The following is a 16,290-nucleotide window of genomic DNA, read 5'->3' on the forward strand; positions in this document are numbered from 1 at the left end:
TGAAACCGCATCGCACACAACCCGCCCTTGGACGAGATGAACGATCGCACCTGCATCGTCACGCGCAGACAGGCCGAACCGGATGAATTGATCCGTTTCGTCGTCGGCCCGGATTCGGCCGTCGTTCCGGACATCAAGAAAAACCTGCCCGGCCGTGGTTGCTGGGTGACGGCCGACCGCCTACATATCGACAAGGCGGCTGCGAAAAACCTGTTTGCCCGCGCCTTCAAGGCGCAAGTGACCGTGCCGGCCGAACTCGGTGGCATGGTCGACGGGCTGCTTTCCAGATCCGCTTTGGGTATGCTGGGCCTTGCTCGCAAGGCAGGCGCAATCGCGCTCGGCGCCACCAAGGTCGAGAGCGCGGTGCGCGGCGGACTGGCGCTTTTCGTGCTCCACGCAGCCGAGGCGTCCGATGATGGGGTTCGCAAGATCAACCAGGCGCGGCGGGCAACCGTCCATCTTGGTGGCCCCGCCATCCTTGCCTACAAACTTTTCTCCGAAGCCGAGTTGAGCTTGGCATTGGGGGGTACAAATGTGATACATGCTGCCGTTCTCGCGGGAGACGCGGGCAGGGCGGTCCAGAAGCGCATGGTTGCGCTCGACCGGTATCGGGGCGGTTCCCCGGACGATCTGGCAATGCTTGCGGCCGTTGCTGACGAAGATGATGCCGCAGAGGATATGGAATGAGCGATACGAAATCTGGCGACGACAAGACGTTGAGTGTTACGCCGAAGAAGACCTTGACGCTGAAGCGCCCTGGTATGGAACAGGGCACGGTGCGCCAGAATTTCTCGCACGGCCGCACCAAGTCGGTCGTCGTCGAGACCAAGAAGCGCAAGTTCTCGCTGCCCGGCGACAAGCCGGAGCCGGCCGCTGCTCCTGTGTCCGTCTTCACGCCGAAGCCGCCGGTCGCGGCGGCACCCGTCGTACAGGAAGCGCCCAAGGCGCCGCCGCCTCCGCCGCAGGCCGAACGCAGCGGCATGGTGCTGAACGAATTGTCCCGCAATGAGATGGAAGCGCGCCGCCGGGCCCTGGAAGGGTCGAAGGTGCGTGACGTCGAGGATCGCCAGCGCGCCATCGAAGAGGCCAAGCGCCGCGCCGATGATGAAGAGCGCCGCAAGCGCGAGCGCGAGGAATCCGCGCGCCGTCAGGCCGAGGAAGAGGCGCGGCTGCAGACCGAGGCCGAGTCCCGTCGCCGTGCCGAAGAGGAGGCACGCCGCCGCGCCCCGTTGGCCGCCGAACTGGCGACCGCCGACGAGGAAGAGGACGTCAAGCCGAAACGCACCGGCGCCGGTGCTCCTGTGCGCCGTCTGGTTACGCCCGAAGTGGCGCGTCCGGCCAAGCCCACCAAGGGCGAAGAAGATCGCCGCCGTGGCAAGCTGACGTTGAACTCGGCGCTGTCCGACGAGGATGCGCGCGCCCGTTCGCTGTCGTCAATGCGTCGGCGTCAGGAGAAATTCAAGCGCGCGATGCACAACGAGCCGCGCGAGAAAGTCATGCGCGAAGTGATCCTTCCCGAAACCATCACCATCCAGGAACTGGCGCAGCGTATGTCCGAGCGCGCCGTCGACGTGGTCAAGTTCTTCATGAAGCAGGGCCAGATCCTGAAGCCGGGCGACGTCATCGACGCCGACACGGCCGAGCTGGTGGCCACCGAATTCGGCCATACGGTCCGCCGCGTCGCCGAGTCCGACATCGAGGAAGGCCTGTTCAACATCGCTGACCGTCCCGAGGATCTTGAGCCGCGTCCGCCGGTGGTGACGATCATGGGCCATGTCGACCACGGCAAAACCTCGTTGCTCGACGCCATCCGCAACGCCAATGTCGTGTCCGGCGAGGCCGGCGGCATCACCCAGCACATCGGCGCCTATCAGGTCGAGAAGAACGGTCACAAGATCACCTTCATCGACACGCCCGGCCACGCCGCCTTCACGGCGATGCGCGCCCGTGGCGCCCAGGCCACCGATATCGCCATCCTCGTGGTGGCGGCCGACGACAGCGTGATGCCGCAGACGATCGAATCGATCAGCCACGCCAAGGCGGCCGGCGTTCCGATCATCGTGGCGATCAACAAGATCGACAAGCCGCAAGCCGATGCGCAGAAGGTGCGTTCGGAACTGCTGCGCCACGAGGTCTTCGTCGAATCGATGGGCGGTGAGGTGCTGGACGTCGAGGTGTCGGCGACCAAGGGCACCAATCTCGACAAGCTGCTTGAAGCGATCCTGTTGCAGGCCGAAATCCTCGACCTCAAGGCCAATCCGGATCGTACCGCCGAGGGCGTCGTCATCGAGGCCCAGCTCGACAAGGGCCGTGGTCCCGTCGCCACCGTGCTGGTGCAGACCGGCACGCTGATGCCGGGTGACATCCTTGTCGCCGGCAACGAATGGGGTCGGGTGCGCGCGCTGGTCAACGACCGCGGCGAGCAGGTCAAGGAAGCGCCGCCGGCGATGCCGGTGGAAGTGCTCGGCCTGCAGGGAACCCCACTGGCCGGCGACCGCTTCGCCGTCGTCAACAACGAGGCCCGTGCCCGCGAGATCACCGAATATCGCCAGCGTCTGGCGCGTGAGAAGGCGGTGGCCAAGCACGCCGGCCAGCGCGGCTCGCTCGAACAGATGATGTCGCAGTTGCAGACAAGTGGGCTGAAGGAATTCCCGCTGGTCATCAAGGGCGACGTGCAGGGTTCGATCGAGGCGATCAATGCCGCGCTCGACAAGCTCGGCACCGACGAGGTGCGGGCACGCATCGTTCATGCCGGTGCCGGCGGCATCACCGAAAGCGATGTGTCGCTGGCGGAGACCTCCGGGGCCGCGATTATCGGCTTCAATGTCCGCGCCAATGTACAGGCGCGCGCCGCTGCCGCGGCGGCGGGTATCGAGATCCGCTACTACTCGATCATCTACAATCTCGTCGATGACGTGAAGGCAGCGCTTTCGGGCCTGCTCTCGCCGGAGCGTCGCGAGACCTTCATCGGCAATGCCGAGATCCTCGAGATCTTCGACATCACCAAGGTCGGCAAGATCGCCGGCTGCCGTGTTACCGAGGGCAAGGTCGAGCGTGGCGCGGGCGTGCGCCTGATCCGCGACAACGTCGTCATCCACGAAGGCACGCTGAAGACCCTCAAGCGCTTCAAGGACGAGGTCTCGGAGGTCCCCGGCGGCCAGGAATGCGGCATGGCCTTCCAGAACTACGAGGACATGCGCGTCGGCGACGTCATCGAGTGCTTCCGCGTCGAGATGGTGACCAGGACGCTCTGAGTTCGTGGACTGTCGAATGACCGGGCGGTGGTCGAAAGGCCGCCGCCTAGAGCCATGATCCCGAAAAGTGGAATCCGGTTTTCGGATAAGATCATGGTCAGACAAGAAGATAGAGCCTGATCCATGGATCAGGCTATGAGACATGCGGTGCGGTCCCATCCCGAGCCTCACGATTCCAGGACAAGAAAAATGCCTCGTTCAACCACATCAGGCCCGTCCCAGCGCATGCTCCGCGTCGGCGAACAGGTGCGCCATGCGCTGTCGGAAACCTTGCAGCGCGGCGAGATCATCGATCCGTTGATCGAGAATGCCGTGGTTTCGGTATCCGAAGTGCGCATGTCGCCCGATCTGAAGATCGCCACAGCCTTCGTCTCGCCACTCGGCGCCGGCGATGCCGCGGCAGTGGTCGAAGCGCTCAACAAGCATGCTAAATTCGTGCGCGGCCGCGTTTCCGGCGCGCTCCGGCAGATGAAGTACATGCCGGAATTCCGCTTCCGGCTCGACACCAGCTACGACAATTTCCAGAAGATCAACGAATTGCTGCACTCGCCCGAAGTGGCGCGCGATCTCGGCCCCGACGCCGGGATTGACGGCCAGCGCAAAGGCAACGACGAGGACGAAAAGTAGTGGCGCGCCGTGGCAAGAAGAAGGGCCGGCCGGTCTCCGGCTGGCTGGTGCTGGACAAGCCGGTCGGCATGGGCTCGACCGAAGCCGTCTCCAAGATCAAATGGCTGTTCCAGGCGGAAAAGGCCGGCCATGCCGGCACGCTCGACCCGCTCGCCTCCGGCATGCTGCCGATCGCGCTCGGCGAGGCGACCAAGACGGTGCCCTACGTTCAGGACGGCGCCAAGATCTATCGCTTCACCGTTGCCTGGGGTGAGGAGCGTTCGACCGATGACCTCGAAGGTCCGGTGACGAAGAGTTCCGAGCAGCGGCCGGCGGAAGCCGATGTGCGGGTGCTGCTGCCGAAATACACTGGCATCATCATGCAGACGCCGCCGCAATTCTCGGCCATCAAGATCGCCGGCGAGCGCGCCTACGACTTGGCTCGGGAGGGCGAGACCGTCGACATACCGGCGCGGGAGATCGAAATCGGCCGCTTGGACGTCATCGAGCACGCCGCCGACCACACCATTTTCGAGGTCGAATGCGGCAAGGGCACCTATGTCCGCTCGCTGGCCCGCGACATGGGCCGCGACCTCGGCTGTTTCGGCCACATCGCAGAGCTGCGCCGGATCGAGGTCGAGCCGTTCACGCAGGAAGACTTCGTCACCATCGCCGAATTGGAGGCAGCGCGTTTCGGTGAACGGGGCGATGAGGAACCGGATACGGCCGATGATGCATCCGACGCTCCCGATCTGCCGGTCGACTTCACGGCCATCGATGCGCTTCTGGTCGACACATCGGCGGCGCTCGATTGCCTGCCGCAGATTGCGATCAGCGACGATGCCGCGACGAAAATCCGGCTCGGCAATCCGGTTATCATCCGTGGCCGCGACGCGCCGGTGGAGGCCGAGGAAGCCTGCGCCACCGCTCGTGGCAAGCTGGTCGCCATCGGCGCCATCGAGCAAGGGATGTTCAAGCCGAAGCGGGTCTTTGCCGGGTGACGGCTCTCATCGTGATCTCGGCCAGAGAGTACACCCGAGGGGCCTATGGCAAAGGTTGAGACGATCAAGAAGCGGGCGCCGATAGTAACGCGACGACCGCCGGTCGGCGCTTCGCCCGGCACGCTGATTGCAGATCCCGCGGCCCGCCGGTCCGAACTGCGGCTGACATTGATCGCTCCCGACAAGTTCGAGACGATCGAAAATGCCAGCATCGACGATCTCAACACACATTGCGACAATTGGCCGGTCATCTGGCTGGACTGCACCGGCCTTGCCAACATCCCGCTGATCGAGGAGATCGGCCGGACCTTCAGCCTGCATCCGCTGGCGCTGGAGGATGTCGTCAACACCGGCCAGCGGCCGAAGGTGGATTTCTTCGAGGACCATGCTTTCGTTGTCGTCAGGATGATCGACGATGTCACGGCGCATCGCTACGAGCAGATCGCTGTCTTCTTCGGCAAGAACTTCGTCGTCACCTTCCAGGAGCGCGAAGGCGACCCGTTCGATCCCGTGCGCAAGCGCATTGAAAGCTCGGTGCCCAACCGCTTGCGCTCGCGCGGCGCCGATTACCTTGCCTATGCGCTGATCGACGCCATCGTCGACAGCTATTTCCCCCCGATAGAGACCGCTGGCCAAATAGTCGACAGCATCGAGGACCAGATGCTGCACACGCCGCACAAGCACCAGATGCGGCAACTGCACGAATTGCGGCGCGACGCCAACGTGCTGAAGGGCGTGCTCTGGCCGATGCGCGATGCGCTGGCGACGTTGATCCGCAACGACGTGCCCTATGTGAAGGCCGAGACCAAGGTCTTCCTCAATGACACGCTCGATCATTCGCTTCGGCTGATCGAACTGGTCGAGACCCAGCGCGACATGCTGACCGGCCTGATCGAGATGCATCTGTCGCTGAGCCAGGCGCGCACCAACGACGTCATCTCCTATCTTACCATCGTCTCCGTCATCTTCATGCCGCTCACCTTCCTCGTCGGCGTGTGGGGGATGAATTTCGATCCTGAGAGCTCGCCATGGAACATGCCGGAGCTGAAGGCTCACTATGGTTATCCGGTCGCGCTCGTCTTCATGTTGTTTGTCGCGTTTTCTCTCGTCGCCTTCTTCAAATGGAAGAAGTGGCTTTAAAGCGCGTCAGGTTGAACAGATTCATGCGATGCGCTTTAAATTCTTGTTTGATGCATGTCGTTATCCCAAAACCGTTGCGCACTTTTGCGCGCCATGCATCAACGTCAGCTTGAAAGTCTTCGTTTCTCTCGCGAAAGCCGCGCGAAAGCCGGCTTGTGAATTGGGCTGGTGTTTTCCGGGGAATTGCACTATATGCGCCGCAGCATCGCGCTCTGACGCCTTGCTTGCACCGGCCCCTGCTGGACGACATCCCGGCTGAGGGCGACCCGTTTCCTCAAACAGATAAGGAAAAACACGATGTCGATTACTGCCGAGCGCAAGAAGGAACTGATGGGTGAATTCGCAACCGCCAAGGGCGACACCGGGTCTCCGGAAGTCCAGGTGGCCATCCTTTCCGAGCGCATCAAGAACCTGACCGACCATTTCAAGGACCACAAGAAGGATAACCATTCCCGACGTGGTCTGCTCGCTCTCGTCTCCCAACGCCGCAGCCTGCTTGACTATCTCAAGCGCAAGGATGACGCGCGCTATCAGACGCTGATCGAGAAGCTCGGTCTGCGCCGTTGACGAATTGGCCGGCGGGCTTTCCTTGGGAGAGCCCGCCGGTCGCGCATTTGAGTGTCGGATGTTGCTCAAATGAAGGAACAGAGCGCCGCGCCTCGATCTGATGGGCAAAGGACGCTCTGAAAATTGAATTTGCGCATGACGCTTGCCGAAAGCCGTGGTTTTCGGGGTCACGCGCAAGGCCAGTCGGATCGATTGGCCAGACCCGGTTTCGAGACAGCAGAGGGCCATTCGAAACCGCCCATGGACGGTCATGGGGCAGGATTGCAGGACGCTCGTTGCGGCCATCGTGCCGGACTACCCGAGCTTCCCGTTGTCTTGCCCGTGGCTGCCCGAGAAAGGAAGCCAGGGAAAGGGCATCCGCGCACGCTGAAACGGCGCGGCCCTTTCCGCATAGTAAGGACAAGACATGTTCAATCACCACAAAGTGGAAATCGAATGGGGCGGTCGCCCGCTCATCCTGGAAACCGGCAAGATCGCGCGCCAGGCTGACGGCGCCGTGCTCGCCACTTACGGCGAAACCAAGGTTCTCGCCACCGTCGTTTCGATGAAGGAGCCGAAGCCCGGCCTCGATTTCTTCCCGCTGACCGTCAACTACCAGGAAAAGACCTACGCCGCCGGCAAGATCCCGGGTGGTTATTTCAAGCGCGAAGGCCGTCCGAGCGAGAAGGAAACGCTGGTTTCCCGCCTGATCGACCGCCCGATCCGCCCGCTTTTCGCCGACGGCTACAAGAACGACACGCAGATCGTCGTCACCGTCGTCCAGCACGACCTCGAGAACGATCCTGACATCCTGTCGATCGTCGCCACTTCGGCGGCCCTGACGCTTTCCGGCGTGCCCTTCATGGGACCTGTCGGCGGCGCCCGCGTCGGCTACATCAACGGTGAATACGTTCTCAACCCGCATGTCGACGAGATGCAGGAATCCAAGCTTGACCTCGTCGTCGCCGGCACCGCCGACGCCGTGCTGATGGTCGAGTCCGAAGCCAAGGAACTCGGCGAGGATTTGATGCTCGGCGCCGTCATGTTCGGCCACAGGGGCTTCCAGCCGGTGATCGACGCGATCATCAAGCTGGCCGAAGTCGCCGCCAAGGACCCGCGCGATTTCACCGCGCCGGACTATTCGGCGCTCGAAGCCGAGATGCTGAAGATCGTCGGCGACGAGCTCCGCGACGCCTACAAGATCACCGACAAGCAGAAGCGCTATGCCGCCGTCGACGCCGTCAAGGCGAAGGTCAAGGCCGCGTTCGCGCCGGCCGAAGGCGAAGAGGCCAAGTACACCTCCGAGCAGATCGGCAGCGTGTTCAAGGAGCTCCAGGCCAAGGTCGTGCGCTGGAACATCCTCGACACCGGCTCGCGCATCGACGGCCGCGACCTGAAGACGGTTCGCAAGATCGTCTCCGAAGTCGGCGTCCTGCCGCGCACCCACGGTTCGGCGCTGTTCACCCGCGGCGAAACCCAGGCGCTGGTCGTTGCCACGCTCGGCACCGGCGAGGACGAGCAGTATGTCGATTCGCTGACCGGCATGTACAAGGAGAAGTTCCTCCTGCACTACAACTTCCCTCCCTATTCCGTCGGTGAGACCGGCCGCATGGGTTCGCCGGGCCGCCGCGAAATCGGCCATGGCAAGCTCGCCTGGCGCGCCATTCGTCCGATGCTGCCGAGCGCCGACCAGTTCCCCTACACGCTGCGCGTGGTCTCGGAGATCACCGAGTCCAACGGCTCGTCGTCGATGGCCACCGTCTGCGGCACCTCGCTGGCGCTGATGGATGCCGGTGTGCCGCTGGCCAAGCCCGTTGCCGGTATCGCCATGGGCCTGATCAAGGAAGGCGAGCGCTTCGCGGTTCTGTCAGACATCCTGGGTGACGAAGATCACCTCGGCGACATGGACTTCAAGGTCGCCGGCACCGCCAACGGCATCACCTCGCTGCAGATGGATATCAAGATCGAGGGCATCACCGAGGAGATCATGAAGATCGCGCTGGACCAGGCCAAGGATGGCCGCCAGCATATCCTCGGCGAAATGGCTCATGCCCTGACCGGCGCCCGCCCCGAACTCGGTGAGTTCGCGCCGCGCATCGAGGTCATGCACATCCCGACCGACAAGATCCGCGACGTGATCGGCTCGGGCGGCAAGGTCATCCGCGAGATCGTCGAGAAGACCGGCGCCAAGATCAATATCGAGGACGATGGCACGGTCAAGATCGCTTCGTCCAACGCCAAGGAAATCGAGGCGGCGAAGAAGTGGATCCACACCATCGTCGCCGAGCCGGAAGTCGGCGAGATCTACGAAGGCACGGTCGTCAAGACCGCCGACTTCGGCGCTTTCGTCAACTTCTTCGGTCCGCGTGACGGCCTCGTCCACATCTCGCAGCTTGCCAACGACCGGGTCGCCAAGACCTCAGATGTCGTTAAGGAAGGCGACAAGGTCTGGGTCAAGCTGATGGGCTTCGACGAGCGCGGCAAGGTCCGCCTGTCGATGAAGGTCGTCGACCAGGCCACCGGCAAGGAAATCGCTCGCGACAAGAAGGCCGAAGGCGAAGAAAACGCCGCCTGAACTGTCATACAATGAAGTTGAAACGGGCGCGGCACATGTCGCGCCCGTTTTCGTTTAAGACATGAGATCGAAGAATGTCCGTCGAGCCGCTGAAGACGCTGTTCCATCCGTTCGAGGCCGAGGCGATCGCCTTGCCGCGAAAGGGAGAGCGTGTGCTCTTTCTGGGTGCGGAGCCCGGCTTTCGTTTGCCCGAAGGCTTTGAGGCAGCGCTCCATCTCGTGCAGGGTTTCCGGCCGCATTTTCGCGCCTTGCAGGCTTCGGGTTTCAGCGTCGCTCCGCAAGCCGAAGGCAGCGCATTTGACATGGCGCTGATCCTTGCCGGCCGTCATCGGGGACAAAACGAATTGCGCATCGCCGAGGCGCTGGAGCGCGTGGCATCAAACGGATTGATCGTGGTTGCCGGTGGCAAGGACGACGGCATTGCCAGCCTTCGCAAGCGCATCGACGAGTTTGTGCCACTCGACGGTCATCTGCCGAAACATCACGGCATCGCCTTCTGGTTTCGCCGGGCGGCCGCCGCAGAGGTCGCGGCAGCGCTTCGCGCCGGCAATCCGGACCTTGTGTTAGAGGGCCGTTTCCACACTGCGCCGGGTATGTTCTCCTTCGACAAGGTCGATAACGGCTCCAGATTGCTCGTGGAAAACCTGCCCGTGGACCTACGTGGCAACATCGCCGATTTCTGCGCCGGCTGGGGCTATGTGGCGGCCGAGGTGGCGGCACGCTCGCCTGGCATATCGGGGCTCGACCTTTACGAGGCGGACTTCGCCTCGCTCGAAGCGGCAAAGCGCAATGTCGGCAAAGGCACCGTTGAACCGCGCTTCTTCTGGATTGATTTGCTGAGCGAACCGGTCGAGCGCCGCTACGACGCAATCGTCATGAACCCGCCCTTCCACCGCAGCCGGGCCGCCGAACCGGAAATCGGCGCCGGCATGATCCGCGCAGCGGCGAAGGCGCTGAAACCGGGCGGGCGGCTGTTCATAGTGGCAAACCGTCAGCTGCCCTACGAGCCGGTGTTGGCAGCCGCCTTCTCCAGCCACGCCGAACTCGCCCGCGACGGCATGTTCAAAGTCTTCGCCGCGCGGCGTTAAGGAAAGCAAAATTCAGTTCAGGTTGGCGACGCGCTGTTCGCGGGCAGTGAGCGCTTCAGCAAACTCGATCTTGAGCGGCGCTGGCCGTCCGTACAGAAAGCCTTGCACCACTTCGCACCCGGCTGCCCTGAGCAGCGTCGCCTGGTTTTCGGTCTCGACGCCTTCGGCGATGATGCTGACGCCGAGCGCCCGCGAGAGCCCGACAATGGTCGAAACCACCGCACCGGAGCTCGCATCGGTGTCGATGCGGCTGACGAAGGAACGGTCGATCTTCAGCTTGCCGAATGAGAAATCGATCAGATAGCTGAGATTGGAATAGCCGGTGCCGAAATCGTCGACGGCGACCGAGATGCCCATCTCGGCAAGCTGCCGCAGGATCGTGGCGGCGCGGTCGCGGTCCTGCATCATCGCCGTCTCGGTGACTTCCAGCTCCAGCCGTGACGGCCGGATGCCGGTGCTCGCCATCGTATCGCGCACGATGCCGACGAAATCCTTGGTCATGAACTGGACCGGCGAGATGTTGACGGCAACAAAGCAGTCTTCGGGCAGATGGCGGGCATCGCTGCAGGCCTTGCGCAGCACCCATTCGCCGATCGGGCCGATCATGCCGGTTTCCTCGGCGATCGGGATGAATTCCATGGGCGCGATCATGCCGCGTTCGGGATGCCGCCAGCGGATCAGCGCCTCATAGCCGACGATACGGCCGCTCGGAAGGTCGAGTTGCGGCTGGTAGTGGAGATCGAAATCGCCGCGATCGAAGGCGATGTGCAATTCCGATTCGATCCACTGGCGATAATCCGCGACCTGGCCCATGTCGGAATGGAAGACCGACCAATTGCCTACCCCGCTGGCGCGCGCATTCTGCAGCGCCAGATTGGACCGGCGCAGGACGAGCACGGGATCGACGCCATCCTTCGGCATGGCCACGATGCCCACCGACAGGCTGACCGATTGCAGGTGGGAGCCGAGCTGGTAGGGCTCCATCATCTTCTCGATGAGCTTTTCAACGGCGCTTTCCAGCGGCCCCTCTATCTGCCGGTCGGTAATGAGCACGGCGAACTCGCCAGCGCCGATGCGCCCGATCACCGCGCCCTCCGGCATGGATGCCTTCAACCGGCTGGTGAAGGCGCTGATCAGCTCGTCGCCCTGGCTGTAGCCGATCGCGTCGTTGATCTGCTTGAAACGGTCGATATCGATGTCGATGAGAAACACCGGTTCGCCGGTTTTCATGGTCGCGGATGCGGCGTCGGCTATCCTGCCGACCATTGCCGGGCGCGCCAGCAGGCCGGTCAGCTTGTCGAGATGGGTTTCCTTGAAGACATAGTCCGCCGATTCATCGACGCCGGCAAAGAAGGACAACGCTGCTCCCGCCGAAGCGAGCGCGCAAAGTGCCGCGATGATGCCGATCATCGTTCCGGTCTGCACGCCGGCAAGGCTGTCGCCGAAACCGAACCTGAGGCCCCACAGCCCGAGGATGAAACTGCCGATGCCCGAACTGGCAATGGTGAGCAATCGGAATATCGGTGTTCGCGTCGGATTGCCAGCAACAGCCATTACAAAGTCCCCAGTAACGGGACCTTCTAGCGGACACATCCTTAAAATTAGTTGCAGCGAATATTAATAATTTTACTGGACCTGCTAGTCCTTACCGTCGTCAGTCTGCTTCAATTCGTCGAGTGTCGGCATGGAGACGATGTGATAGCCGGAATCGACGTAGTGGATTTCGCCGGTGACGCCCGACGACAGGTCGGACAGGAGATAGAGCGCGGAGCCGCCAACCTCGTCGATGGTCACGGTGCGGCGTAGCGGCGAGTTGCGCTGCTGGTAGGAAAACATGTGGCGTGCATCGGAAATGCCGGCGCCGGCCAGTGTCCGCACCGGTCCCGCCGATATGCCGTTCACCCTGATGCCGCGGGGGCCGTAGTCATTGGCGAGATAGCGAACGCTGGCCTCCAACCCGGCCTTGGCGACGCCCATGACGTTGTAATTCGGCATGACGCGGACGGAGCCCGCATAAGTCAGCGTGATCATCGAGCCGCTGTCCCCCATCAGCCTGGCGGCGTGGCGGGCGATCTCGGTGAAAGAGTAGCAGGAGATGACCATGGTGCGGATGAAATTGTCGCGGCTGGTGTCGGCGTAAAGGCCCTTGAGCTCATTCTTGTCGGAAAAGCCGATGGCATGGACGACGAAGTCCAGCCCGCCCCATTCCTTGCCCAAAGTCTCGAAGGTGGCGCTGACCGATGCGCTGTCCTCGACATCGCAAGGCACCACCAGGGATGCGCCAAGCCTGTCGGCGAGCGGCTTGACCCGCCGCCCGAACGCTTCGCCCTGATAGGTGAAAGCGAGCTCCGCCCCATGTTCGGACAATTTCCTGGCGATGCCCCAAGCGATCGAGTGGTCGTTGGCGACACCCATGACAAGCCCGCGCTTGCCCTTCATCAATCCGTCCATGGCCGGCGAAATCCCTTATGCGGAATAGCGCTGGAAAACCAGCGTTGCGTTGGTGCCACCGAAACCGAACGAATTGGACAAAACAGTGTCGATACTGGCGTTATCGATGCGCTTTCGCACGATCGGCATGCCCTCGAATTCAGGGTCGAGGTTCTCGATATGGGCGCTTTCGCCGATGAAGCCGCCTTGCATCATCAGGATCGAATAGATCGATTCCTGCACGCCGGCCGCGCCCAACGAATGGCCGGTCAGCGATTTCGTCGAGGTGATGAAAGGCATCTTTTCGCCGAACACCTCGCGGATCGCGCCCATTTCCTTGGAATCGCCGACCGGCGTCGAGGTGCCGTGCGTGTTGATGTAGTCGATCGGCGAAGAGACGGTCGCGATCGCCTGCCGCATGCAGCGCACCGCACCTTCGCCCGAAGGCGCCACCATGTCGTGGCCGTCGGAGGTCGCGCCGTAGCCGACGATCTCGGCATAGATCTTGGCGCCGCGCGCCTTGGCATGTTCGAGCTCTTCCAGAACCAGCACGCCGGCGCCGCCGGCAATGACGAAACCATCGCGATCGACATCGTAGGCGCGGGACGCGACCGATGCCCTGTCGTTGTATTTCGACGACATGGCGCCCATCGCATCGAACAGGTCCGACATCGTCCAGTCGAGATCCTCATGCCCGCCGGCGAAGACCATGTCCTGCTTGCCCCACTGGATCAGCTCGTACCCATTGCCGATGCAATGCGCCGAGGTCGAGCAGGCCGAGGAGATCGAATAGTTGACGCCGTGGATCTTGAACCAGGTGGCGAGCGTCGCCGAGGCGGTCGACGACATCGCCTTCGGCACCGCGAACGGGCCGATGCGCTTGGGGCTGCCGTTCTTGAGGGTGGTCTCGGCGGCCTCGACGATGGTTCGGGTCGACGGTCCGCCAGACCCCATGACGATGCCGGTGCGTTCATTGGTGATGTCGTTCTCGCCAAGCCCGGCATCCGCGATCGCCTGATCCATGGCGACATGGTTCCAGGCGGCTCCTTGCGACAGGAAACGCATGGCCCGGCGATCGATCATGGCCGAGGGGTCCAGCGTCGGCGCTCCCCAGACCTGGCAGCGGAAGCCGTGCTCGGCGAAGGAATCGGAGAAGCTGATGCCGGATTTGGCATCGTGGAGCGAGGCCTGCACCTCGTTGGCATTGTTGCCGATCGACGACACGATGCCGAGGCCTGTTACTACGACCCGTCTCATGGGCTGCTCCTTCCAGAGTGTCCGGTGACGGTCAGGAGACCGCCGATTGCTTCGACAGACCCACTTTGAGATCCGTTGCCGCGTATATGGGCTCGCCATCCGCTTTCAGCCAGCCATCGGCAATGCCAAGCACCAGCCGCCCGCGCATCACACGCTTGAAGTCCACGCCATACTCCACCTTCTTGACCGATGGCGTGACCATTCCCTTGAACTTCACCTCGCCGGTCGACAGCGCCATTCCCTTGCCCGGCTCGCCGAGCCAGCCGAGGTAGAATCCCGTCAGCTGCCACATGGCATCGAGGCCGAGGCACCCCGGCATGATCGGATTGCCGATGAAGTGGCAAGCGAAGAACCAGAGGTCAGGCTTGATGTCGAATTCGGCGCGGATGAAGCCCTTGTCGAAGGCGCCGCCCGTCTCGCTGATCTCGGTGATGCGGTCGAACATCAGCATCGGCGGATAGGGGAGCTGGGCGTTTCCTGCTCCGAACAGCTCGCCACGGGCGCAGGCAAGCAATTCCTCGTATTCGTAGCTGGATTTCGAACCCGCCATCAATCGTCCCCGTAATCATCCCGGGCGGTAGGTGCCCTTGTCGTTGGTTTCCTAACACAATCTGTTTCAGGCCGGAAACCGGCGTCTGCGCTTAACCTGCCCGTCTGCCCGGGTCAATGCGCGCGGTCGCATCGGCCCGGAAATCGGAATCGATTTCCGGAAAGCACGATGCGAGGCTAAGAAAGTGATAGAGCGTATTTTTGTGCGTCCAACAGGACGCACTTCGCTCTATTGATCGTATTCGGCCGACAGAATATATGTCAGGAGGTGTCCAGCTTCGGCCGATATGGGTTTCTTGCCATTCTGGGCACGTCTTGGGGCGGAACTGAGAGCTTCGACGAATCGATGGATCTGGGCTGCCGGAAGGAAAATGTCGCTGTGGACAAGCGGGTTCGCGAAGCCGGCCTGAGGCCGACGCGTCAGCGCATTGCGCTGGCCGATCTGCTTTTCGCCAAGGGCGACCGTCATCTGTCGGCGGAGGAACTGCACGAGGAGGCGATCGCCGCCGGCGTGCCGGTGTCGCTGGCCACCGTCTACAATGCCCTGCACCAATTCACCCAGGCTGGCCTTCTGCGCATCCTCGCCGTCGAAGGGTCGAAGACCTATTTCGACACCAACACCTCCGACCATCATCATTTCTACATCGAAGGCGAAAACAGGATCTTCGACATCGCCAGCGGTCCCGTCACGGTTTCCAACCTGCCGGAGCCGCCGGAAGGCATGGAGATCGCCAATGTCGACATCGTGGTGAGGCTGCGCCCCAAACGCTGCGATTGACCAATTCCCAATGAAATCAGTCGATCTGGCGATCAGGCTTGAATGGATCGCCGTCACGGTAATGGCGGTCGTTCTCTACACGATGACCGGCGTTTCCTGGTGGCTGTTTGTGCTGCTCATCCTGGTGCCAGATCTGTCGATGCTGGGGTATCTGGCTGGGCCGCGCGTCGGCGCCATCGCTTACAACGCCCTGCACATATTGATCGTCCCGCTGATCCTGGCAATTGCCGGATATGTCTTCGCCAATTCGACGGCGACGGCGGTTGCACTCATCTGGATCGTCCATATCGCCATCGACCGTGCGCTTGGGTACGGCCTGAAATTGCCGAGCGGGTTCCAGGACACTCATCTCGGGCGCATCGGCAGGGCAAGAAGATAGAGATCATACCCCGATCTGTCGGGATGGATCCGAGTTTGGTCAGTTCTTGACCCGCTCGCCCGGATAGGCGCCCCAGACGAGTGACTGGGCGAGCCAGCCGGTGTGGCCGTCGAAAGTCATCTCGCACCACTGGCCGTCGCAGGACTTGATCGTGCCCATCACGCCGGGCTCGACGATGGCGACGACGCTGGCACCCTTCTCCGGGTCGTCGAGAAGGTTGATTCGGCCACCCTTGCCGCGCTGCCAGGGCGCCACGATCGCCGTGCGGCGGCCCGAGAGCAGCGACTGGTTGATCCAGCCTTCCGAGCCGTCGGCGTCGCGCACGCGACGCCAGGTATCGAATTCCTGGATGATTTCCATCGGCAGGCCAGGCTTCATGTACATCCAGTCGACGGAGTAGTTGACGCCTGGTCCGACGCGGGAGTTGACGCGGCCTGATTTCAGGCTGACGAAGCGCGGCAGCGGCAGGCCGCTCGGCCCGAGCGTGATCGTCTGTGCGGGTGCTGCCGCACTTTGCGCCGCCGCAACAGGGGTGTAGAGCAGAGCGCCGAGAAATGCTGCGCAAATGGTCAGGCGGAGCGACGCGAAACCAGACACTTTCGTTCCTTTCGGCGCTCGCCCATCGGCCCCGGCGCCCCTTTTTCTTTGTCTTCGGCGGCACCGCTTGTTACATGGATGACCGGCGCC

At 62.6% G+C, this 16,290-nt stretch carries 15 protein-coding genes; 10 read left to right on the plus strand and 5 right to left on the minus strand.

Annotation, left to right across the window (positions count from 1 at the left end; genetic code table 11):
* The first annotated feature begins 36 nt into the window (after positions 1-36).
* The 8 genes from C9427_RS12310 to C9427_RS12345 all read left to right on the plus strand — a co-directional run bounded on the left by C9427_RS12310 (position 37) and on the right by C9427_RS12345 (position 10,210).
* Entirely contained in the window at positions 37-687 is a 651-nt protein-coding gene (locus C9427_RS12310; RefSeq protein WP_107649433.1) for an RNA-binding protein, read from the plus strand.
* On the plus strand, positions 684-3,254 hold the full coding sequence (infB, locus tag C9427_RS12315; RefSeq protein ID WP_107649434.1) for a translation initiation factor IF-2: 2,571 nt from the start codon (positions 684-686) through the stop codon (positions 3,252-3,254). Before C9427_RS12310 ends, infB begins: the two co-directional genes overlap by 4 nt.
* Positions 3,255-3,443: 189 nt before the next feature.
* Complete coding sequence (gene rbfA, locus C9427_RS12320; RefSeq protein ID WP_107649435.1) at positions 3,444-3,881, plus strand: 30S ribosome-binding factor RbfA; 438 nt, start codon at positions 3,444-3,446, stop codon at positions 3,879-3,881.
* Positions 3,881-4,861 (plus strand): tRNA pseudouridine(55) synthase TruB, encoded by a 981-nt coding sequence (gene truB / locus C9427_RS12325; RefSeq protein ID WP_107649436.1) that lies wholly within the window; start codon positions 3,881-3,883, stop codon positions 4,859-4,861. Before rbfA ends, truB begins: the two co-directional genes overlap by 1 nt.
* A 45-nt stretch (positions 4,862-4,906) precedes the next feature.
* Entirely contained in the window at positions 4,907-6,001 is a 1,095-nt protein-coding gene (corA, locus tag C9427_RS12330; protein ID WP_107649437.1) for a magnesium/cobalt transporter CorA, read from the plus strand.
* Positions 6,002-6,298: 297 nt separating this feature from the next.
* On the plus strand, positions 6,299-6,568 hold the full coding sequence (rpsO, locus tag C9427_RS12335) for a 30S ribosomal protein S15 (protein ID WP_006337962.1): 270 nt from the start codon (positions 6,299-6,301) through the stop codon (positions 6,566-6,568).
* 406 nt (positions 6,569-6,974) lie between these two features.
* Positions 6,975-9,122, plus strand: coding sequence for a polyribonucleotide nucleotidyltransferase (gene pnp, locus C9427_RS12340; protein WP_107649438.1), 2,148 nt, complete (start codon positions 6,975-6,977; stop codon positions 9,120-9,122).
* Between the two features lie 74 nt (positions 9,123-9,196).
* On the plus strand, positions 9,197-10,210 hold the full coding sequence (locus tag C9427_RS12345) for a class I SAM-dependent methyltransferase (RefSeq protein WP_107649439.1): 1,014 nt from the start codon (positions 9,197-9,199) through the stop codon (positions 10,208-10,210).
* Positions 10,211-10,222: 12 nt separating this feature from the next.
* Here the strand turns inward: C9427_RS12345 and C9427_RS12350 are convergent, their stop codons facing one another.
* The 4 genes from C9427_RS12350 to fabA all read right to left on the minus strand — a co-directional run bounded on the left by C9427_RS12350 (position 10,223) and on the right by fabA (position 14,447).
* Entirely contained in the window at positions 10,223-11,764 is a 1,542-nt protein-coding gene (locus tag C9427_RS12350) for a putative bifunctional diguanylate cyclase/phosphodiesterase (protein ID WP_107649440.1), read from the minus strand.
* 84 nt (positions 11,765-11,848) lie between these two features.
* The gene (gene fabI / locus C9427_RS12355; protein ID WP_107649441.1) at positions 11,849-12,661 is read right to left on the minus strand and encodes an enoyl-ACP reductase FabI; all 813 of its coding nucleotides are present in this window, start codon (positions 12,659-12,661) and stop codon (positions 11,849-11,851) included.
* A gap of 15 nt (positions 12,662-12,676) precedes the next feature.
* On the minus strand, positions 12,677-13,897 hold the full coding sequence (gene fabB, locus C9427_RS12360) for a beta-ketoacyl-ACP synthase I (protein WP_107649442.1): 1,221 nt from the start codon (positions 13,895-13,897) through the stop codon (positions 12,677-12,679).
* Between the two features lie 31 nt (positions 13,898-13,928).
* Complete coding sequence (fabA, locus tag C9427_RS12365; RefSeq protein WP_107649443.1) at positions 13,929-14,447, minus strand: 3-hydroxyacyl-[acyl-carrier-protein] dehydratase FabA; 519 nt, start codon at positions 14,445-14,447, stop codon at positions 13,929-13,931.
* Between the two features lie 345 nt (positions 14,448-14,792).
* On the opposite strand from fabA, the gene irrA reads away from it, so the two are divergent.
* Complete coding sequence (gene irrA, locus C9427_RS12370) at positions 14,793-15,224, plus strand: iron response transcriptional regulator IrrA (protein ID WP_006337949.1); 432 nt, start codon at positions 14,793-14,795, stop codon at positions 15,222-15,224.
* 10 nt (positions 15,225-15,234) lie between these two features.
* Positions 15,235-15,603, plus strand: a complete 369-nt coding sequence (locus tag C9427_RS12375) for a DUF4260 domain-containing protein (RefSeq protein ID WP_107649444.1) — start codon at positions 15,235-15,237, stop codon at positions 15,601-15,603.
* Between the two features lie 39 nt (positions 15,604-15,642).
* On the opposite strand, the gene C9427_RS12380 is transcribed toward C9427_RS12375, so the two are convergent.
* Complete coding sequence (locus C9427_RS12380) at positions 15,643-16,200, minus strand: SH3 domain-containing protein (RefSeq protein WP_107649445.1); 558 nt, start codon at positions 16,198-16,200, stop codon at positions 15,643-15,645.
* Positions 16,201-16,290 lie beyond the last annotated feature (90 nt).

Source organism: Mesorhizobium helmanticense, from assembly GCF_003034915.1.
Lineage (GTDB): Bacteria > Pseudomonadota > Alphaproteobacteria > Rhizobiales > Rhizobiaceae > Mesorhizobium > Mesorhizobium helmanticense.